The organism is Runella salmonicolor (assembly GCF_024158025.1).
In the GTDB taxonomy this organism is placed as follows: Bacteria; Bacteroidota; Bacteroidia; order Cytophagales; family Spirosomataceae; genus Runella; species Runella salmonicolor.
In genome coordinates this window covers 302,997-325,084 of record NZ_JAMZEL010000006.1, presented here as the reverse complement: position 1 = coordinate 325,084, position 22,088 = coordinate 302,997, and the positions used below count along the sequence as shown (strand labels likewise).

The following is a 22,088-nucleotide window of genomic DNA, read 5'->3' as shown; positions in this document are numbered from 1 at the left end:
ACCACTACAATCATGAACAATCTTTTCTTTTTGCTGCAAAAAGAGTTTCGGCAAATTTTCCGAAATCCGACCATCCTGCGGATGATTTTGTTGATGCCCATTATTCAGCTCATCGTCATTCCGTTGGCCGCCGACTACGAAATCAAACAGATTTCCATCAGCGTCGTCGACCAAGACCATTCTCCTTACGCTCGGAAGTTGGTCCAAAAGCTGACGGCTTCGGGCTATTTTCAGTTGGTCGAATACACCCAATCTTACGCGCAGGCTACCCAAACCGTAGGCGATGGCAAAACCGATTTGATTTTAACCATCCCTCCCCATTTCGAGCGCGACCTGATTAAGTTAAACAAAGGTCAATTGTATTTGGCCGCCGACGCCGTCAATGGCGTTCGGGCGGGCTTGGGTACGGCCTACGCCTCCCAAATGATTGGGGATTTTAACCGTGAAATTCGGGAGGAATGGATGCTATTGCCAAAGTTTAACGAAATCCCGCAAATTGAAATCACTTCGGCCAATTGGTTCAATCAGCACTTTGATTATCACCTGTTTATGGTTCCGGGCATCATGGCAATTCTGGTCACAATGGTGGGGGCTTTTCTGACGGCACTCAACATCGTTGCCGAAAAAGAAGTAGGCACCATTGAGCAAATCAACGTAACGCCTCTCAAAAAACACGAGTTTATTTTGGGAAAACTGATTCCATTTTGGGTATTGGGCATGGTTTCCATCACGCTCGGAATGTTGATAGCATTTGTCGTATTCAGAATTCTGCCCGTAGGCTCGTACCTGACCGTCTATGTTTTTTCGGCGGTGTATTTATTGGGAGTTTTGGGAATTGGCCTGCTCATCAGCACCTTTGCCGATACCCAACAACAGGCCACCCTTTTCGCTTTTTTCTGCATGATGGTGTTCATTTTGTTGGGGGGCCTGTACACACCCATCGAAAGTATGCCCGACTGGGCGCAGTGGTTGACCAAAGCCAACCCGCCCGCGTACTTTATCAAAGTCATTCGGGCTGTTTACATCAAGGGAAGTACCTTCACCGACCTGCTACCTGACTTTTTTGCCATGGTCGGTTTTGCCATTTTGTTTAATGGATTGGCGGTCTTGAATTATCGCAAAAGAAGTGCGTAAAAGTCTTTATTTTGTACAATCAATTTAACAACTCGCATGAACATTGTGATTCGCAAAGGAACGCCCGAGGATTTTCCTGCTATTTTCCAACTGATTCAGGAATTCGCGGTGTTTCAAAAAACGCCCGAAAAAGTAACCATTACCCTCGACCAAATGCTGGAAAACAAAGACCTTTTTCAGTGTCTTGTGGTTGAGAAAGAAGATGCCCAACTCATTGGTTTTGCCTCTTTTTTCATGGCCTATTATTCATGGTCGGGCAAGGCGCTGTATCTGGATGATTTGTACGTAAAAAAGGAATTTAGAGGCCACCAAATCGGCACTCAATTGCTTGACCGACTGATTGATTACGCCAACGCGGAACAGTGCAAAAAAGTCCGCTGGCAAGTCTCCAACTGGAACAAAGAAGCCATCGAATTTTACAAAAAAATGGGCGCAAAAGTAGATGACACCGAAATCAATTGTGATCTGTATCTATAAAATAAATAAATCACGCAAAGACGCGAAGGCGCAGAGGAACTAATACACTCCTTTTCTTTGCATCTCTGAGCCTTTGCGTGATTCACCGTTTTACTTATACACTTTCTCATAATACTCCGCCGCCATACGGTCGGAGTTGAAAAAGCCCCCGACTTCATTCATACTTCGCAAAACCATCTCTTGCCAATCGTTGGGACGCTCGTAATAAAGCGGCAGTATCTCATTTTCCAGCACATCCAACATATTCGACATATCTTCCCAGTCGCGGGCCGATTCCGACGCCACGGGCACAATGAAAGAATTTTCGCCGTGCCGCGAAAACTCACACACCCAGCCGTCGTAAGTTGAAAAATTCAGACTGGCGTTCATAGCCGCCGTCATACCGCTCGTTCCCGACGCCTCGCGCGGGACAATCGGGGTATTGAGCCACACATCAGAGCCTTGTTTTAGCTCTTTCGACAACGCCAATTCGTAGCCCGTCAACACCGCCATGTTTGGGTATAAATGACTCAGATAAAACAGTTGATTGAAAGTATAAATGGCACCTTCGTCTTTTGGGTACGGCTTTCCTGCCCAGATAAACTGAATCGGGAAATCTTTATTTCGCATAAGTCGGTCAAAGCGCTCGCGGTCGCGGGTAAGGAGCTCGGGGCGCTTGTAGGCGGCAAAGCGACGGGCCCAAACTATGGTCAAAATATTGGGATCAAACAACTTACCGACCTGGTCGGCAACGGTTTTGAAAAGCTCCCGTTTGAGTTCCTTTTTGCGGTTTTCCAATCCGTCCAAATCGCTTTTAACGCGCGCTTTTTCGAGTTCAGCGTCGACCCAAGAGGTTTTATGCTGCGAATTGGTAACGTGTGTAATCTCACAAATATCCCCCGCCGCGCTCCACATTCTTCGCGATACTTCACCGTGCAATTTGGAAACGGCATTGGCCTGATGACTCAACCGCAGCGCCGCCAACGAATGACTAAAAACGGTGTCGTGCGGGCCAATACCCGTTATTTTTCGAACACTGTGCAGCGGAACGCCCGCAAAAAAACTTAAACTCTCCAAAAAGTGAATATCGTGTTTTTCGTTGCCTGCTTCTTCGGGCGTGTGTGTCGTAAAGACCAATCTTCTTTTGACCGACTCTTTCTTCCCTAGCTTCTTATATAAATAATATACCGACGATACCGCGTGGGCTTCGTTGAGGTGATACACATCGGGTTCGTAACCGATTTCATCCAAAAACTTGGCTCCGCCGATGCCCAAAAGCATACATTGCATCACTTTTACGGCGGCATCCGAATCATAAAGATGGTAGGATATTTGGCGGGCCCACGGCTCGTTTCCGTCGGTGTCGGTCGTTAAAAAAAACATCGGGACCGTTCCAAACAGCTTCGGGTCCAAAAAATAAGCCGCCACCCAAACGGGTTGATAAGCGATGGTGATTTGAAATCGAATGCCAGTGTCTTTCAGGAAACTATACATTTTTTCCCGAAACTGCGGCACCATGCTGTTGTCGGTGGCCCGCACTTGGTCATAATATCCGTGTTTCCACAAGATACCGATACCGATGAGATTCTGCCGCAAATCGTGGGCGCTTTTCATGTGCGAGCCCGCCAGAAACCCCAGTCCTCCTGAGTACGTTTTAAGGGCTTGGTCAATGGCAAATTCCATCGAAAAATAAGCAACCGATTTTTTGAAACGGGGGTCTATCACGTACGGATGGGCATACGCTGAAGGAAGTTTTTTAGCCATAATTACGTTGCAATCACAGGTTGAAGAAGGTGCTAAACTAAGGAAATTTCCATTTACATCGGGCAATAAGGCAATTTTCTTGCGGTAAGCCTCAACATTTGTTCAATTTTCAACGCACATATCGACGTAATAGTCTGCGAAGAAGTCGTTTTTGGGGGTTGGTCACATAAAAATCACCGACCAATTTTGCAAATACAGTCACATTATCCTACTTTTGCACCCACAAAATATCGAGAGGTATTTCGGGCCCATAGCTCAGTTGGTTATCCCGAAGCAAGTTCGGGATGACTCATCAAGATCAGCTCTTTTATGTATTTTATCTATATTTTGTATTCTCAAAGAATTGATAAATACTATATAGGTTGTACAGAAAATCTTGAAAAAAGATTAGAAGAACACAATGCGGGGCTATCTAGTTTTACAAGTAAATGGACACCTTGGGTCAGGGTATATTTCGAGCAACTGAATTCGCTTTCAGAGGCTAGAAAAAGAGAAATAGAAATCAAAAAGAAAAAAAGTAGAAAGTATATTGAGTTTTTGATAAGCAAATAAGCATCTACTCTTTGAGAAAAGCCGTTTTTTGCATCAAAAATTAGTTTGAAAATAGTACGATTTCAATAAAAATCGGGCCCATAGCTCAGTTGGTTAGAGCATCTGACTCATAATCAGGGGGTCGTAGGATCGTGCCCTACTGGGCCCACTTGATAATCAGGCACTTATGAGATAAAACTTGTAAGTGCTTTTTTATTTGATACACACTTTGATACACAACTCTCTTTTATTCTCTAGTTTATTCTATTCTTTCAGGCAAATACTGAACCAAGAATGAGGGTAGTTTTTTCCTGAAATTACATAGTACAAAAGCTCAGCTGGTTCTAATTTTACCATATCAACTCTATAGTATTTTCCCGCCAAGAATCCCTCACTATTGTAACTGCATATTACAATAAATGGACAGTGTAATCTACACAGCACTCCCTTTTGATTTACTATCATCACTGAGAAGGGGTCTAAATAATTAGGTCTGTCATGACTATAAATTTGAGGTGTTTCCATAGTGATTCATGGTAAGAGGCTGGAAAAAGCCAGCCCCTATGTTTAAAGTTAAGATAAAAACCAATGGTACTCCTGCTGTTGAATGGCATGGCTAATACTACCCACAAGTTCAAAAGCATTGACAGACCTGCCCAAAAAAGAATCAATGTAACTCTGCTTATTGGCTCCTGTGAAGAGATTGTATACTTTCCAGAGGCTGATGTCACCATTGTCCCTTTTACAGAATGATACATCCTGATAATAGTCTCTGGCTATTGAGCTGATTTGAGAATCACCAAAATGGAGTCTTGGCACCAACTTCTTTTCCTCAGCAGGCAGAAATTGGTATAATCTTGCCCTACCAATCATAGTTGCAAATTGATGCTCTGTAAGATAGGCTTCCGTCATAGATTGCATGGCTTTGAGATGATTGTTCATTTTGTAGCCCAATACCAGTTCATAAATCCCCTTCATCAGCTGTGATAGGTGTTTTGCTTTCAGGTTAAGAACCAATCCATCGGACCAAACACATAGGTTACAGCACACTTTGTTCTGAAAACCAATGAAGATTTTAAAGTGCTCATCAGCTCCTTTTCTGTTGTAGAGGTTATCAAGATTGTAAGCCTTCACACCACCAATGGTCAGACATAACTCATTTCCATTGATTCTATCCCTAATGCTGGCCACTTCAATCACAAACATCATTCTTTCAAAGTAGATGGTTTCTTCATGAGGTAGCAGGTCTTTGGCCCTTTTATCTTTGGCCTCAGGAATCCTGCCTTTTATTGGGTGGGATACCCTGATGGCAGGAGATAGGATAGTCTCATTGGGGAAAACCTGATGGACAATTTCTAAAGCACAATTGATAAAATCCTGATGAGAAATCACGGGCTCATTGTCCTTGACAAAGACAGGAATCAGGTGTTGGTGCTCCAATTCTGCTAAAGACATGGGAATCGTATTGGCCTGTATAAAAGCTACTTCTGTTGAAGAGGTGATGATTTCCTGCTTAGAAACAGGTACTAAAGAGTGGTTATTGACGAGTTGCAGTTCCATTGGAAGAGAGAATTTGAGATGGAATAGTAGAAACAGGGGGCTGTAGTTGGGCTTTACGCTGATTGAAGTAGCTCAGGTGGGATTGCTGATACTCAGGATGGGACATATACAGCTCCCTCAATTCATCCACTGTTTGACATTCATTGACATACTCATGGAAAGGTTTGTCAGACTGTCCTAATTGGCACCAATCATATATGAGTTGTCCAGTTTGAGAAGTGATGGTGAATTCAGGTTGTGCTGCAAATAAGCCTGTACGGTCTTTGGTAGCAATGGCATGATGTTTACTATCCAGTTCAAAGACCAAAGTGAGTTCATAATCAGTACCTTCTCTTTGGATGGGTTTCATTCCAACCTTCTCAGGCACTTGCTTGCCATTTTTCTCATTCAATACATAATCCTGTTTGGCTCTGAGGGTACAGATGATATGGCAATCTGCTTGTAGAATAGCCTGAATCAGTTGTTGATGTCTGGGAGTGAATTTAGCCCAGTTAGTGTAGCTGTTGCCAGTCAGCTGTGAATGAGCATCCAAGATATACTCCCACTCTAAACTCAAACTATCAATGATAACCACCCGTATTTGGGCCTCAGTGCAAACCTTAATGGCCTGAATGTAGCGTTCAGGAGAGAAGGGGGGCTTTAGGGGTAGAATATAAAAATTGCCCAAATGAGCGTAGAGCGAAGCACTTTGGTTTTCAGTATCAATGATAGCTATTTGCTTCCAGTCATTGACAAACCCATAGGCTAAAAGTAAAGCGGAATAAGTTTTGCCACTTCCTGAGCTCCCCTGTAGACCTAATTTGATTTTGACATTTTTACGCTGTGCTGGTTGTAATTGCATGACAAGTGTAGATTTTAGTGAAAAAAAGAACATAAGAAAGGGTAGAGCCTTTAGAAAGACCCTACCCCTTTGATAATGCTGTTTGAATGACTGTCAGGCAGTTTCTAATTGCTTGCCAAATACAGCCTCTTCCACAGTGCCACTGTCTACAGGACTGTATTCATAGCGATGCTGACGAGTGACTACCTCACCTGTTTCAGGAACAGTAAATTCATAAGGTTCACATTCTACCTTGGCAATGGAGCCCGGGAATTGCTTACCAATAAAGTTTTTGCAGATAACTTCACTAAAAGTGCTGTTCATGAAGCATTTTCGGGCAGTTATGTAATATTTACCTGTGGCCCTAGACAGAACCATCTCTGGATCATCACTGGTGAGTTCCAGAGCACAGAACATTTTCCCTTCCTGACTTGTACGTGATACATAACCTGTTACTGTAAGCATGATTGTAAATGTTTTAGTGTGATTGTTTTGATTTGCCTTGAAGCACACTCCTCAGAAATGTAATATTCTTATCTTAAGCAATAAGGGGAGTAAGAGCTTCAACAGTAAGCTAGGGGGGAGGGTTTGGGTATTGATTCACACTCAGATACCCATTTTAAAGGCAGGGGGGGGCTATTTTAGAAACTGTTTTTTGATACGGCAGGCATAAAACTTGTCAGGGAAGGGAAAAGACCTAAGTGAAAAATTGGTAGAAGGCATGGAAGAATACAGCCAGAGCAAACGTTTTGGGTAGTTAGCCCCCTTGGCAATCCCACAATGACCCCAGCTCTCATTCCAGAACTGAACAATGTCACCTGCCTGTAATTCATTGATATTTACTTCCTTAGCAATTCCTCTTTTGACTAAATTATACACTACTCCTTTGATACGGGGGTCATTTTGTTGCCTCATTTGCCAAGCATCAGGATAGTTGATATGCACTTCTTTGAGGTCTTTTTGGCTAAATTTGATGGTAGTGGATTGCTGCAATACTACCACCATTGATTGCACACAATTTGAGAGGTGATAAGGGGGCAGTTTTACCTCAGTACATACTTTTTGGATGGGATGCAGAAGCAGGGCAAGCAGTAGAACTCTCATTATCAGCTATTTTTTAATCAAAAAAGATGGTTTTTTGAAGGATTTTTATGAAAAAATACAAACCTCAACAGGATATTGTGACCAGTGATACAGGATTGGTAATTTTCTATTAAAGGCATACCAATATTGACATAGGGTAGTGTTTCAGTTGGGTGTTTGAAAATACCAAGCCCAAATCAAAATGCTGAGGGTTTAGTTGGGTAATAGAATAAAAAAGATTGGCAATACTGCATGCCCCTTTCCTGTATAAGGCACAAAGGTTGCTTTGGTAGTTTTTTTCTTAAACAAGATAGATTAGATACCAGTGAGTGCCTAACAAGTGTTCCCAAATGGCTGGCTAATCACTTATACCGTTCCAACCAGTCAAGATAAAAGACTCGCACTGCTCAGACTACTTTCTGCCTTATACAAAACAAGTAAGTCAATAGTTTTGCTAACAGCATACCACCAAACCAATATCTCTATATACACATTACTTTGGTTGGCTAGGTTTAGAATAGCTTGCTGCTAGTGATGGGATCACCATCTTCTGTATAAGGAAAAAGCAATTACATCTGTAAATCTTGGCTCTCATTAGAACTATTTTAGCAATTTCAAACCCAGCCAACCAAGACAAAATACTTATAAATACAATTATTTTGGTTGGCTTCGACTTGTTATACAACTACTCTTTTACCTTATACAGAAAAGAATATCTTTCTCTATTTGAAGCTATTGTTTTATAACCCAACCAATACAAATATGTATATAGGGCTTTTGTTTTGGTTGGCTTGGTTTTGAACTAAGCCCATACAATCCATTCCGTAGCTTAAAATACCCTATTTATACTGGCTGTGTGTGGGCTTTACTTTCAAGGCAAGCTATGAGGTAGTTTCTGAACGAGTCTGGCTTTCAAAATAAATAGCTGATATACCCCTCTTTCTGTAAAAGGTAAAAGGTGGTATAATAACTAGGCTAAATAGAATATATATGAATATAGCGATGTCAGAACTTTACAAATCTAAACAATGGCAAAGTGAAAGATCTTATTTTCTATGGATTGGATCTTCTGAAGTATCTGTAGGCAAAACATCTATAGCTTTTTTACTCAAAAAACTAGAATCTATAATTGTATTTTTTTGAGCTTTTAGTTCTTCAACCCTTTGCTTTAAAGTTGGCTCTCTATTGTCATTTTTTATGTAGTCACGAATAATATTTGTATAGATTTCAAACTTACTCCTAATTTTCCCCCAATCTTCTGCACTTAGCCTTTTATCACGTACTACTTTAAAGTATTCTAATTGAGTCTTTTCATACCTTTTAATTACATTGTGGTCTAAGACAGGATTGCTATTAAAAGCATCTAATTCAATAATAAATTTTAAAGCTTGTGGATTAATATCAGTATTTGTGCTTTTATAATCCAGTGAATCATCGCTTTTTGATTTGGGATTTTCAAGTATATTAGTATTGTATTTTACAAGTATTTTTTTAAAAAATTGTTCTTTAAAATATATTTGAATTTTAATTTTCCTGATATTTATTAAAATTTTTACTTCTATTTCATTTAATTCTTTTCTATTCAAATTGTTGGAAAAGTGTTTATCTAACAACTCCAGAAGGTTATCGACTTTTTCAACTGTGTTTATTGGATTATATTCTTCTAGGCTCAACATTTTCATTTTATTTAGGATAAAACAATAAAATCAAAAATGATCTTTAGGGTTTTGTTTAAGCAATTACTTTTTTTTAATAAAATTGTAAGCAATTATAGCACCAAATATTACCCAGACAGGATGCGCTCCTTCTTCATATCCCCAAGCTGTTACAAGAAAACTTAGAATTGCATATACTCCTATGCCACAGCAAATGGAAATAATAATTAAAATTAGTTTGTCTTCTGTCATATGAAACTATTACGTTATTGTTAGTAACTTAATTTAATTCTCTCTGGTGTTTTAGTTCAGAAAAATAAAGTATTGATATACTAATCTATTTATTTAATACTTAGACTTTTTATTCTAAAAAATGGCTTTGTTGCATGGTTCGCATGAAATAGAGATTTAATGGGCTTACAGTGTCAAAAACGAGGCTTTTACCTGCCTCAATAGCTTACTTTGGGTGGTTTAGCTCAATTCTTTATTGTACATATCGAGTTTAATATTATATTTTACCTTTACTGACTATCCATGCAACAAAGCCTAAAAAATAGTAGAAAAAAAATAATTTTTTCAATAAATTAAATAATACCTAAAAATGAACAAATAATTTGTTCTGCTTTTATTGGAGAAGTAGTCTCTGTGTTCTGTATAAGTTTAAAATTTTCTTGTTTAACCCCAGACCTTAATAGCCAATCAGTCCAAAATAATTTTATTATTTCCATATCTGATGGTTCATACTTATTTTTCCCACTCGTAGCATTTCTGTCAAATAATTGCATTACTAATATTTTAGTGTTGGCTAATAAAGCATTTTTGGTTGGGATTATGCCATATTTATTATTTTTGAAAAAAACATCAATATTTTCTCCATGCCCATTAGCAATAAAATCATTGCGAAATGAGTTAATTTTGTCAAATGAAAGATCTTTCGACATCTTATTATTATCATTTATATTAGATGTTTCGATATACCCATCTGTAAGTATTATAATAATATTCTCAGTTTTATTTATTAGCTTTTCATTTTCATCTTCTACTACTAATTCTTTTGTTATAATATCTTGCTCAGTCAAATTTTGTAAATAAGTAAATAAATCAGAACCATGGTCATTGTTAGCATTAACAGCTTGTATTAATTTAGTAAATTCGTTTAAAAAATTTAATTTTTCTGTTTTAAATTGAGATGTGCTTTTGAATACACCTAAATATTCATTTCGTAAAAGCTGGTTATTTTTAAATTTTGCTAAATCAATTACACAATTTTGGGTATTTACACTATAGTCATTGATATGCTTTTTGTTGATAAAGTCAAGTTCATACTTGTCATATTGGTTGATTTTGCGCTGATAATTTGTAATTGTTGGGTATATCAAGTTTAAAATTGAATTTACTATATCAATATCAGATATAGAACACTTATAGGATGGGTTTGTTATTCGATTTGATAAGTCAACAGCAATTTTAATATTATAATGTTTTCTTATAATTTCAAACTTTTTACTCTTGCTATTTGTGTCACATCCTAGTACAATAAAAGCAAAGAATAGTGAAATAAGAAGCTTAATTCCCATTTTATAATAAATTTTACATTTAATTATTAATTCGAGGGTCAATTTTATTACTTGAAAGTTTTTGTGTTAGCCAGTCAGAGGTTGTTGATGTTGCATTTTTAGATTTATCAGCAGCAATTGTATATGAAAAATACTTATGCAAATAGTCATTCCACCCTTCTAAAAATGTATTAATTCTATCTCTTAGTGCATCAATTGAAATTTTAGGGTTGTTAGTTTCAACCTTATTAATATAAATAGCGCTGATATGTTCGTAGTGTTGTTTTTTAGAAAGATATTCTGTTTGAGATTTTTCTAATTCTCTATTTTCAGTTGTAGGAAGATAATCAAGATTGTATTGATGGTCATTTATGATTTTTTTGTATTCCATAGTTTCAATCTGTAAACTCTCAATATTCTTTTCTCTCTCTACAATTTCTTTTTCTAAAATAGAAATTTCTTCAGTTTTTTGCTCAATTTCAAGATTAGCTTTTTGAATATGAATAGTTGAACTTCTCTCTTCAAATTGTTTCATTAATTTGTCAAAAACAAACTTAAATACTAATAAAGCTGCGGCTCCCATTACAAAAACTAAGTAAAAATTCACATCCGTTATAGCCATTCCTGTGAATGACCATTTATCAGGTGATTCATTTGTGAGATTCTTGGCTTCTTGGATAGCCTTAGAAATAAATATTGCAACTAGTGTATCCACTACAAATATTCCTATGAAATAAGATAAGATATTTGCTACTAACTTATTATCAACATATCTATGCGCTAAGGCAAAGCCAATTGGGAGAGATACAAATACTAGTATCATTATTAATGATACAGCACCATGATTGAAAGCCAAGGAAAGTGCATGAGGTTCAAAAACAGTATGTGCAGGTACTTCTAGCCCCTGTTTTATCTTTTGCATGATGTCAACTTTACTAAAAACTAAAATGTAAGCAGCTGACGAATAGAAAAGAAAAAGATAAATAAGTAAGAAACCTGACAATATTACTAATGGGTAGAATTCAAACTTCTTAATTTGGGGCTTTATAAACTCTCTTTTTAAATTGTTTATTTTTTCCTTTATTTCAGTGATACTCTTTTTAATTGATTCAATTTCAATATTTCTAATTCCTTCTATTTTTTTTTCTGCTTTTTCAATATCAACAATTTTTTCTTTAATTGTACGACTATAAATATCCTTATTGTTTTGAAATTCAATTTTTATATTATTTAAACGATTTGCTAACTCTGTATCTAAAAGCTGTATGCTTTTGGATTTATGCTCATTTATTTTCACTAACAACATTTTTTTCTGTTCTTCAGAAATATTTATATCATTTATAAAGTTGTAATATATGGTATCTAATGCATTAGGGAGGATATTGTGGTCACCTCCACAGGACTCTGAACGTTTATAGCCATTGTCATATAATTCAATACGATTAAAATGATTTATTTCTGCTTCAATTAAAGTACTTAAAACTCTTTCAAACTCTTGTTTATAATCCAATTTTTCTTGTACAATATTGGGGGGTGTTAGACTGTTGTCCAGCAAATTTTCCTTTTTGCTGGGCTCTTTCTCTAATCCATTCAAACCAAATACAATTTCATTAGCCTTGTCCATAATACTATTAAAGGTATCTATTAATGATTTTACAGTTTCACTATGTGTTGTGTAAATCACACTTTCATGATTGTTCTTTTTTGCATTATTGGTATAATTATAAGAGCCATGAATTGCCAAGTGCCTATCTATTACGCAGAACTTTTGATGCATTATTCCATACCCTACATTTTTTATTTTTATATATACTCCTCCTAACGTAGTAATATTATCAAATGGCAGCTTTTCATTATCTGAATTATCTGATATTATAAGATTAACTTTGACCCCTTTTTTTAATTGTAAAATAAGTATATCTAATAACTCATTGTCAGTAAACCATGAAGAGGCAATTAAAATTTCACTTTGTGCATTAGATAATTCATATTTAATTGTTTCAAAAATTTCGACATTATTATTGATAACTTTTTGTTGAAAGGTTTCAGTAGCTGTTGGTAATTCCATTTTGTTATTTTTGAAATTTTGAAACTTGATTTGTTGTTTAGAGGCATTTAAATGTACTTTTGATATTAAATAATTTAGTACAATCCCAATGTATAAAGAACAATAGGATTAATTAAAATTATGAATTACAAAATTGAAAATGATACTTATACTGAAGAAATATAAAAATATTTGTCAAGCTAAAGGTTTAGTAATACATATATTTAAGCTATGAAATTAATTTTGTTGCATTATACAAAAACAATTCAAAATAACTATAAAAAAGTTATCAAACGGTAGTTGTCTTTCTGAGGAGTCCTTTTTACGGCTTGAGTTTGAATAACCAATTGAATACCCAGCCAACCAAAACAATATCCTATATACGTAACTATTGGGCTTGGCAGCTTTTTTTAAAGTGCTGGTACATCATGTCTGAAATTATAGGCTTATTGGAAGCAGCCTCAACTGTTTTGTAAAAATCAAAGTTGTCATTGATGTATTCCAAAAAGAACTTGCTCATCATTTCTGTCCAAAACTGCTTTTTGTTGGCTTCTGAATTATCGCCTGCCATCACTTTCTGCACTTCCGGGCTTTGGCTCATCCTTACGTATACATTGTTGAGGTGGATTTTATCTTCATCCTTCAAGTGTATACCATGTACATTATTAACTTTTTGAATGATTGATGACAACAAATCAATCTCTTCTTGGGGTTTGCCATTGGAGCCACTTTCTGCAATAGGGTCAAGTTCACCTTGCTTATCTTCAAGGGCAAGTTTCATTTCCCCAATCTTTTGAATCCTGAGAGAGTCTAAATCAATGGAGTCAGAGACATCAATGTTACTTCCTTTTCGCTTGGGTAGCTTCTTTTTAAGGTATTTCAAGAAGATAAACAGCTTTTCCAGCTCAGCATCTTGGAAGTCCATGATTTGGGAGATGTAGCTGTATAACCTGCAATAGGAATTGATAATTGACCTGTATTCTTCCTTTTTATCATCATCCTCAATTTCTGCCCATTTATCCACAGCTCGATTCAGAAAGGGTTGTAGTACTTCATCACTTTGCCTTTCGGAATAAAATAGCTTGCAGAACTCATCAACTTCGTATTTGGTGAATAAATGGAAGGATTTTATCTGGGTTTCTAGTTCATACAGCTTATATGAGTCTGTTTCTCCAGTCAGCAAGGTTGAGGTATAGAAGGGTTGGAAAGCCTCAACTATCTCTTCTGGTTCATTCACAAAGTCCAGTACAAAGGTGTCTATTTTGCCATTGGTCTTTCTGTTGAGTCTTGATAGGGTTTGTACACACTGAACTCCTCCCAATTTTTTATCTACAAACATGGTATGAATAAGGGGTTCATCAAATCCAGTCTGGAATTTATTAGACACAATTAGAATCCTAAATCTTGGGTCTTTGAGAGCATCAGGGATAGAAACATTGTTCTGTGAGCCATTCTCGGTGTTTAGGGTAGTTTCAGTATGGTCAGTGCCTTCATGGGAAATACTGCCACTAAATGCTACCAGACAGGAATAGGGAAGTCTCAAAGCCTTCATTTGCTTCACCATTTCCTGCTGAAACAATACACAGTGCTTTCTTGACCTTACTACTACCATTGCTCTTGCCCTTCCCCTGATTTGCTTTTGGGTATGATGCACAAACTGATTGAGCATAATGGCTACTTTTTGCCTGATAGTCTCATGGTGGGAGTCAACAAATTTCATCAACTCTTTCTTTACCTTACCCTCTGGCAGCTCCAAATCTTCCTTACCTTCTTCCTGCTTGAGTTTGAACCACCTTTTGTAGGACATGAAGTGTTCGAGCACATCCAATGTATAGCCTTCTGCAATAGATTGCTTCATGGTGTAAGAATGGAAGGGAACAAACTGCCCTGCTTCATTTTTCCTACCAAAAAGCTCAAGGGTTTTGTTTTTTGGGGTGCCAGTAAAGCCAAAAAAGGAAATGTGTTTTTGCTTGCCTCGGCTCAAAATCTCTCTGGCAAGAATGTCTTCAAAATCTTCTTCCTCTTCTTCTTCAAACTCATTGACAGACAGTGATTTCTTTAGCTTTTTGGAGGTTTCACCTGTTTGGGAAGAGTGTACTTCATCAATGATTACCCCAAAGGTTCTGCCTTTTAGCTTAGACATGGCATCTGCTATCACCCCAAATTTCTGAATGGTGGTAACAATGATGTCATTTCCGTTGGCAAGGGCATTTTTGAGCTGTTCGGAGTTCTTGTCAATGGCTTTTACCACCCCTGCTGTCTGCTCCAAATCCCTCAGTGTTTTTTGAAGCTGCTTGTCCAGTACCTTCCTGTCAGTTACTACAATTACTGTGTCAAAAATCCTGTTTTTGTCAGAAGCATTCTGATAAAGAGAAGTAAGGGTGTGAGCCAGCCAACCTATACTGTAGCTCTTGCCTGACCCTGTGGTATGCTGTATAAGGTAATATTTCCCAATGCCTTCTGCCTTGATTTGCTTTCTAAGATTGCGGATAACATCCAACTGATGGTACCGGGGAAATATCAGTAGGTCTTTCTTTTTTTCAATGACTCTACCTGATTTATCATCCCATTCTTTTTCAGACTCAGTGGTTTCTAGCACAAAGTTTTCAATGATGTCCAGTATTGAGTTGGGAGTAAGTACTTCTTTCCAGAGGTAGGATACTTTGTAGCCATCATCCACTGTGGGATTGACTATATCACGATTATATGGCAGGAACTTGGTTTCAGCACCACTTAGCTTTGAGGTCATGCCTACGGTATCATTGTCTACTGTAAAATGTACCAGCATCCTTTTAAAATGAAGCAAGGGCTCATTCTTGGGGTCTCTGTCAAACTTGTACTGATTGATGCCTTGAATGATACTTTGGCCTGAAAGCTGGTTTTTGAGCTCAATGGTGACGATGGGTATGCCATTGATGCACAACACCATGTCAATTGACTTCTCATTTTGGGTGGAGTAGTGCAGTTGTCTGACCACACTCAATCTGTTGCAGAGGTATTTGGTTTGATGTTCTGGGTTTAGGCTACTTTTTGGCTCAAAATAAACCATGTCCAGATACACTCCTCTTTCCCTGATGCCATTGCGGAGCACTTTGATTACCCCTTCTTTTTGTATTTCGGAGGATAGCCTTTTTAATAACTTCTCATCTGCCTGCTCCCCAAACTGTATTTGCCAGCGTTGGTAACTTTCAGGCTGTGAGTGTTTTATAAATTCAATTACTTCATGGTTGACCAAGCAGAGGGTTCGGTCATAGTGACTGTGATGTACAGAGTCATATTTCAGGCCATCATGTAAATGGGTAGTGAGATAACTTTCAATGTGCTCTTCAAACCGCTTTTCAGTCATGTTGAGTATTACTATTAATCAGTCAGAGTGGCATTTTAATAGAAAAATACTAATAATCCTATGCTCTTTTAATGAAAAATGATTAAAAGTTATCAAACGGTAGATGTGATGTAAGAGGCTTTAATAAAACTTGGTTAAACTGCCTTTGGCTCCCTCTTTTCAGTAAAAGGCAACACACATATTTTGCCTGTCACTGCTGCTGAAATGAGGCTTTGGCGATACTCTTTTAGCTTGTCTATCTTTTGAATTTCTAAGGCTATGGCTGTATCTATCAATGCTGTTTGCTCATCTAAGTAGCTAACTATAGCTTGTTGTTCTGAAAGTGATGGTAAAAAAATATTAATATTTGAAATTTGTTCTGTTGATATATTAGGCTGATTCGTTTCTTTTAATTGCTGTTTAAATTCTTCAATAAAATAAAATGTTCTAACTAAATAGAAAAGAAATTTTTTGATAATAGAGCTTTCATGGGGTCTAAAAACACTATTTCTTTGATTTAGTAATGCCAAATAATCTTCATTATAAAAACATACTTTTATTCCAGTTGAAATTATGGGACGGGTTAAAACAAATATTAAATCTCCTTCTAAGACTCTAAAATCTTTAAACTTTTCAAAAAAATCTGCAGGGACATAACTTAAATCTTCCCATGAAATTCCATTGTTCTGAACATTTGAAATTTTGATAACCCGAATATCCCCTTCACTTTGAAAATCATTACTATCAAATGAGTACCCACTAAAAAAACTCCCTTTATACTTCAACTTTGACTTGTTCCAATGCTCAGCAATCTCCCCAATCCATTCAATTCCTGAATCCTTAAAGCTAAAATCAGGATTAAGCCCTTTTGTAACTGCATGATTGATGAGGGCAGTTTTTTGTTCTTTCAGCAGGTCAATTTTCCTTTGTTTTTTGCCAATCAGTTCATCAATTAAAGCTGTCTTTTGGTCTAAGTAGGTGACTATGGCTTGTTGTTCTGGCAGGGGTGGAAGAGCAAATTCAAGATTTTTTAAGGTCTCTGTTGATAATTCCTTAAATGTTGTTCCAGCCCCTAATGATTCTAAAATTTCAGTAAATGACTTTAAATAGTAGTATAAAAACTTAGACTCCCCTTTTGTAATGATTGATTTACAACCTTGATTAGTACACAGTTCTGTTTCCGCAATTGCTATATTTCCAATAGGTGCACGAGTTGTTAGAATAATTGACTTGATAGGAACTAAACTTGTTCCGCAACTATTTAAACCTTCGATAGTTATTTTTCTGATTGAATCATGTATTTCACATGAACTTAACTTACTAATATCAGAAGGTGTAACCCAAATAATGTCACCATCCCAAAATTCTTCATTTGTGCTACTAGGTGTAGACCCATTAACTATTTTACTTTGAAGTTTTAACTTACTTTTTACCCAATGCTTAGGAATCTCACCAATCCATTCAATATTAGAAGGTTTGTAAGCAGGATATGCGGAGGCTTTATCTATTTCTTCCTGTATCGCTAACATGGTTATTTGGCTAAAATTAAGATACTGATTATTATTTACTTCCAAGCAGTCGAACTACTTCCTCTTTGACAGGTAGCCAATCTTTCTTCATGATGCCATCAAAGTATTCCTGAAAGTTGGTGAGGTTTTCTAATTTTAGGTTAGTGTATTTTTTTGCACCAATTTTTCTCCAAACATTCTTCCCTGTATCAGAATTTGTTGTAGTTGTAATGATAGCTGCATCATTAGTATGGCTTTTGAATAGTGCCAAATCAGCATCCGTAAGGGCTTTCCACCGGTTAACTACCTCATTATCCTGCTGAATCCAAAATTCAATCAAGAATGATTTAGTATCAACAATTTCATCCAAATAAACCCACCAACTTAAAGAAGCCGAGGAAAGGCCAAATACAGAAGTCTTTCTGGCTGAGCTTTTTTTGTTCATTAACTCAAACTGCATATTTTGAGCAACTAGGTCAATGGTTTCATTCAGGTGCAACAGAAAATTGTTGTACTCCTTGAAAAGCTGTGTCACTTCATGCCCATTGTTGAAAAAGAACTCAACATGCTTATCCATTTCAAGTTTCATTTGTTGGTTTTGGTAATAGGATTGGAGGTTTTTGATGAAGTCTTTAAAAATGATGATCTGCTTTTCGGAAGCATTCAACAGATGATTGATAGCTTGCCCTGTCACTTCACTGATGAGCATATTGTGAGTGATGGATACATAGTTTTTATTAGGGCTTTTATAGGGTGCTATGGTCAGTATAACCCCTATCTTATTGGAACTCTTTATTGAATCGTAGTAATCTGCTAAGTCATTGTAAACCTCAGCCTTTACTTTGTTTTCAATGATTATGGCAGCTCCATAATCCTCTAGTGGCCTGTAATCTTCTCCTATGTCTCCCTCTGTCAAAAGAATATCAATAAATCCACCTTTCATTGTCCTAACCTCTCGGTAAGCATTAAATGCTTTTATGTTGAAGCTGAATTCCTTGCCTGATTCTTTGGCAATGAGGTTTAACAGGGAGGTAATAAACAGATTATCAAAGCCATGAGGCTGAGAAACATCAAAATAGTAACTGTAAAAATTACTGATTACATTTTCATAATTAGGAAAGCCTGCAATCTTAAACAGAGTAGGCTCTTCCTTCTTGATGGGTTTGTTGAGCTCATCCCATTGTACCAGTTTTTCAAACTTTTGCCAATCTTCCTGTGTCATTGTTGCTTTTCCATTATCAGTTGAAACAGGCCATCACTTTCTTCCTCCAACTTGATGAGGTCTGTGGTGATTTCTTTCAGGCTTCGTAGGGGCTTGTATTTGTAGAAATACTTAGTGAAGTTGATTTCATACCCTATTTTGTCTTTGCTCCTGTCCATCCATGCGGTGGGCAAGTGAGGCTTAACTTCTGATTCAAAGTAAGTATCCACATCAGTAGACAATGGCACTCTTTCAAAGTCCCTCAAACTGCCATCCACTTTAGGGAGTTTGGTTTTCTTATCTAATACAGGATTGCCTGCTTCATCTACCAATGGTTGTTCAATGGTTACCTTGGTAAAGCCAAAAAACTCATTGGGGTAAATTTTTGAAACATCACTTTCTTTAAAAGCCAGATAGGTTTGAATGAGCTCATCCCTTTGGCTGTCGGTGATATACTTGCGCTTACTGCCCAAGGATTTCTTCATGGTATGGCTGAAATCTGTGGCATTGATGAGCTGCACTTTACCTTTTCTGTCTTTCTTCTTTTTGTTGGTTACAATCCAGATGTAGGTACTGATACCAGTATTGAAAAACAGTTGGTCAGGCAGGGCAATAATGGCTTCCAACCAATCATTCTCAATGATCCATTTTCTGATCTCTGACTCCCCCGAACCTGCATCACCAGTAAAAAGGGGAGAGCCATTAAAGACAACACCAATTCTGCTGCCTTTGCTCTCCATCTTAGAAATCATATGCTGTAAGAAGAGAAGAGAGCCATCAGAACTTCTGGGGGTTCCTACGGCAAATCTACCCTGTGGATTTTGAGCCTCTGATTCTACAAACTCCTGCTCAGACTTCCATGACACCCCAAAAGGAGGGTTGGTAATCATATAATCAAAGGTCTTTCCTTGTAGTTGGTCTTCTGAAAGAGAAGAGCCTAGATGGATATTACTTGGATTTTGACCTGTAATGAGCATATCAGACTTACAGATGGAATAGGTTTGGGGGTTTAGTTCCTGCCCGAACAGTCTAATGTCAATATCAGGGTTGATGTTTTCCAGAATCCAATCTTTGCCAATGGTGAGCATCCCCCCTGTACCACAGCAAGGGTCAAAAATAGACCTGATTTTGCCTTCTCCTTCAAGGTCCTCCTTGTTTTCTGAAAACACCAAAGCTACCAGTAGTTTTACCACGTCCCTTGGAGTGTAGTGCTCTCCACTGGTTTCATTGCTCATTTCTGAGAACTTGCGAAGCAGCTCTTCAAAAATTTGCCCCATTGTGTGATTATTAACAACATTGGGGTGCAGGTCTATTTCTTTAAACTTAGAAATAAGTAGATATAATCGGTTGTTTTTCAGAAGCTTATCTACCAGCTTATCCATTTGGAAATTCTCAATGATTTCATGGACATTCTTAGAATAGCCATTCAGGTAGTTCTGAAAATTGAGTTTTAGGCTATTAGGAGTAAGTCTTGACAGGTCATACTGAGAATGATTAAAAAAGTCCAGCCCTATATGGTTTTGAATGATTGGGCTAGGGTCTTCAATCTGACCTATGTACTGATTATAAAGTTCATGGGCTTTGTCTTTCTGTGGTTCAAGCACACAATCCAGCCTGCGAAGCACTACAAAAGGTAAGATAACATCACCATATTCGTGCTGTTTAAACAGCCCTCTAAGTACATCATCACACACATTCCAGATAAAAGAAGAGATTTCTTGGTGGTTGGCCATTGTTGGGTTGATTGGTTCAGTCGGCAATATAAGAATCAATTTGAGAAGGATATACACATCAATTTATACCCAACCAAAACAATCCCTTTATAGGAAGTTATATTAGTTGGCTGGGTTTTGCTGTGATGTATTGCTGATTTTATGGCAAGAAACAGATTCTTTCTTGTAAAAGGCAAAAAGCATAATTGTATAGTTGGCCTGATTATTAAGTAATTCTGACTATGTAAGTAGGTCATAAAAACTTTGTTGCCTTGTACAGAATGGATTTGACTTTATGCAGGAGCAACCCAGCCAAAACAATTGTATATAAAAGCGTTTGGTTAGGTTGGCTGGCTTCTGAATTTTGTAATATGTAAAAGGCCCTATTTTACCTGACAAGCTATGGCGATAGCCCCCCCTGCTTTTGGTGTATAAGGTAAAAAATTAGAATAGCTTTTCTGACTTTATACTAACCCTTAAAGCATTAAAGTAAACCCAACCAAGACAACTGACTATATTACATACTGTTTTGGTTGGGCTTATATTATTGCTAATATTTTATTCTATCTCTTGGAGTTCATAGACAGTAGGTTTACCATTAGCTGTTTTTATTTGTAAAGTACAGGGTTGGCCTTGCTCATTGATAATTTCAACTTGCTGGTCAACTATTTCCTGCAATCTGGTTTTAAGGGTATTTTCTGAGCAATCAAAGGATGATGTCAACACTTTCAACAAGTCCCTTTGGAGCATGGAAGTCGTTAATAATTCTCCTAACTTTTCAGCCACAAGCTCTACATCGGCCACTTTTTTTCTTTCTGCTGTGTTCTTTTTGATATGGTCATCTGTAGCAAGTGCCAGTCCATGTAAATCTTCATCAAAAAACAAATACATAGGCTTGTGTCGTTTTGCTGTTCTGAGTTTAAGGAATTTTAACCTGATTAGCTCCTCATTCCCATCTACAAATCCGATTTGCATAATTCCTGAAGCTTTATTAGTCCCCTCAGTTCCAAAATGTCCTCTGGCTTTATCTGTACCTGGATTCTGATGAATAGTTATAAGAAAAGTACATTCATACTCCTCACACAGCATATTGAGGTAATCAAAAAACTCCAATGTTTCTTCCTCATTGTTAAAATTTGAAACAAAGTCAGTTCCTACATCCAGCAGGACAAACAATGGATCACTGTTTTTTGATTGCACTTCTGTAATGTAAGCTCGTAATGCCAGCAATCTTTGCTTCCTTGGAACTGTCTTAAATGATGTATATCTAAAGTTTGCAGGATGGTCGGTTATCTTAAATCCTGCTTTCTTTTTAATAGATTGAATAGCTACTGGTAATTCCTCTTTTGTATTCCTTTCAGTATCTATGCAGACTACGGTAACTGGTTCATCTGTCTTTTTTAAGTTGAGGAAGTTAGCCTGATGCTCCTCTGATTTACTCAGTAAAAAACTGCAAATAAGTTCGGCAAGTCTTGATTTATGGCTACCCTGTTTTCCTTGAATGAGATTGATTGTGCCTCTACGAAAAATGGGAGTTTCATCCATACTTACCAATGGCTTTGAAAACACAACCTCTTTGGCAGCCCTTTCCATTAAATCACTCTCTTTGGCTAAAAGCGATTTTAGCAGTTCATTTGGGGCAGTGGTTGGTAGGGGTTTAACTACTGCCTGCTCTTCATTCATGATGCTACCAACAGGTGATGAAGAATTGTTTGGGTATGTACTCATTACTAAAA

At 37.3% G+C, this 22,088-nt stretch carries 17 protein-coding genes and 1 tRNA gene; 4 read left to right on the top strand and 14 right to left on the bottom strand.

From position 1 onward, the window contains the following. Nucleotides 1-12 precede the first annotated feature (12 nt). Together NCI00_RS16640 and NCI00_RS16635 are read left to right on the top strand one after the other, a co-directional pair. The gene (locus NCI00_RS16640; protein WP_253529347.1) at nucleotides 13-1,134 is read left to right on the top strand and encodes an ABC transporter permease; all 1,122 of its coding nucleotides are present in this window, start codon (nucleotides 13-15) and stop codon (nucleotides 1,132-1,134) included. A gap of 36 nt (nucleotides 1,135-1,170) precedes the next feature. Next, nucleotides 1,171-1,611 carry a GNAT family N-acetyltransferase gene (locus NCI00_RS16635; protein ID WP_253529345.1) on the top strand — a complete coding sequence of 147 codons (441 nt, stop codon included), beginning with the start codon at nucleotides 1,171-1,173 and terminating at the stop codon, nucleotides 1,609-1,611. 90 nt (nucleotides 1,612-1,701) lie between these two features. On the opposite strand, the gene glgP is transcribed toward NCI00_RS16635, so the two are convergent. Beyond that, nucleotides 1,702-3,354 (bottom strand): alpha-glucan family phosphorylase, encoded by a 1,653-nt coding sequence (glgP, locus tag NCI00_RS16630; protein ID WP_253529344.1) that lies wholly within the window; start codon nucleotides 3,352-3,354, stop codon nucleotides 1,702-1,704. 309 nt (nucleotides 3,355-3,663) lie between these two features. On the opposite strand from glgP, the gene NCI00_RS16625 reads away from it, so the two are divergent. Beyond that, nucleotides 3,664-3,906, top strand: a complete 243-nt coding sequence (locus tag NCI00_RS16625; RefSeq protein WP_253529343.1) for a GIY-YIG nuclease family protein — start codon at nucleotides 3,664-3,666, stop codon at nucleotides 3,904-3,906. 74 nt (nucleotides 3,907-3,980) lie between these two features. Continuing rightward, nucleotides 3,981-4,054, top strand: a tRNA-Ile gene (locus NCI00_RS16620). A gap of 404 nt (nucleotides 4,055-4,458) precedes the next feature. Here the strand turns inward: NCI00_RS16620 and NCI00_RS16615 are convergent. The 13 genes from NCI00_RS16615 to NCI00_RS16555 all read right to left on the bottom strand — a co-directional run bounded on the left by NCI00_RS16615 (nucleotide 4,459) and on the right by NCI00_RS16555 (nucleotide 22,080). Next, nucleotides 4,459-5,445 (bottom strand): DUF3871 family protein, encoded by a 987-nt coding sequence (locus NCI00_RS16615; protein ID WP_253529341.1) that lies wholly within the window; start codon nucleotides 5,443-5,445, stop codon nucleotides 4,459-4,461. After that, nucleotides 5,423-6,286, bottom strand: a complete 864-nt coding sequence (locus tag NCI00_RS16610) for an AAA family ATPase (RefSeq protein ID WP_253529339.1) — start codon at nucleotides 6,284-6,286, stop codon at nucleotides 5,423-5,425. The genes NCI00_RS16615 and NCI00_RS16610 overlap by 23 nt, the downstream gene beginning before the upstream one ends. Before the next feature lie 93 nt (nucleotides 6,287-6,379). After that, the gene (locus NCI00_RS16605; RefSeq protein ID WP_253529337.1) at nucleotides 6,380-6,730 is read right to left on the bottom strand and encodes a hypothetical protein; all 351 of its coding nucleotides are present in this window, start codon (nucleotides 6,728-6,730) and stop codon (nucleotides 6,380-6,382) included. A 171-nt stretch (nucleotides 6,731-6,901) separates the two neighbouring features. Next, nucleotides 6,902-7,369, bottom strand: coding sequence for a hypothetical protein (locus NCI00_RS16600; protein ID WP_253529335.1), 468 nt, complete (start codon nucleotides 7,367-7,369; stop codon nucleotides 6,902-6,904). A 1,025-nt stretch (nucleotides 7,370-8,394) separates the two neighbouring features. Beyond that, nucleotides 8,395-9,024: a hypothetical protein gene (locus tag NCI00_RS16595; protein WP_253529332.1), complete on the bottom strand. Its 630-nt coding sequence runs from the start codon at nucleotides 9,022-9,024 to the stop codon at nucleotides 8,395-8,397. Nucleotides 9,025-9,087: 63 nt separating this feature from the next. Next, nucleotides 9,088-9,255: a hypothetical protein gene (locus NCI00_RS16590; protein ID WP_253529330.1), complete on the bottom strand. Its 168-nt coding sequence runs from the start codon at nucleotides 9,253-9,255 to the stop codon at nucleotides 9,088-9,090. Between the two features lie 332 nt (nucleotides 9,256-9,587). After that, nucleotides 9,588-10,580: a hypothetical protein gene (locus NCI00_RS16585; protein WP_253529328.1), complete on the bottom strand. Its 993-nt coding sequence runs from the start codon at nucleotides 10,578-10,580 to the stop codon at nucleotides 9,588-9,590. Nucleotides 10,581-10,599: 19 nt separating this feature from the next. Next, a complete protein-coding gene (locus NCI00_RS16580; protein WP_253529326.1) occupies nucleotides 10,600-12,627 on the bottom strand; it encodes a phospholipase D-like domain-containing protein in 2,028 nt (675 codons plus the stop codon). Between the two features lie 367 nt (nucleotides 12,628-12,994). After that, nucleotides 12,995-15,952: a type I restriction endonuclease subunit R gene (locus NCI00_RS16575; protein ID WP_253529323.1), complete on the bottom strand. Its 2,958-nt coding sequence runs from the start codon at nucleotides 15,950-15,952 to the stop codon at nucleotides 12,995-12,997. Nucleotides 15,953-16,086: 134 nt separating this feature from the next. Then, complete coding sequence (locus NCI00_RS16570) at nucleotides 16,087-17,460, bottom strand: restriction endonuclease subunit S (RefSeq protein ID WP_253529320.1); 1,374 nt, start codon at nucleotides 17,458-17,460, stop codon at nucleotides 16,087-16,089. A gap of 31 nt (nucleotides 17,461-17,491) precedes the next feature. Next, nucleotides 17,492-18,661 (bottom strand): PD-(D/E)XK nuclease family protein, encoded by a 1,170-nt coding sequence (locus NCI00_RS16565; RefSeq protein WP_253529318.1) that lies wholly within the window; start codon nucleotides 18,659-18,661, stop codon nucleotides 17,492-17,494. Next, the gene (locus NCI00_RS16560) at nucleotides 18,658-20,373 is read right to left on the bottom strand and encodes a type I restriction-modification system subunit M (protein ID WP_253529316.1); all 1,716 of its coding nucleotides are present in this window, start codon (nucleotides 20,371-20,373) and stop codon (nucleotides 18,658-18,660) included. The genes NCI00_RS16565 and NCI00_RS16560 overlap by 4 nt, the downstream gene beginning before the upstream one ends. 537 nt (nucleotides 20,374-20,910) lie before the next feature. Next, nucleotides 20,911-22,080: a hypothetical protein gene (locus NCI00_RS16555; RefSeq protein WP_253529314.1), complete on the bottom strand. Its 1,170-nt coding sequence runs from the start codon at nucleotides 22,078-22,080 to the stop codon at nucleotides 20,911-20,913. Nucleotides 22,081-22,088: the final 8 nt, after the last annotated feature.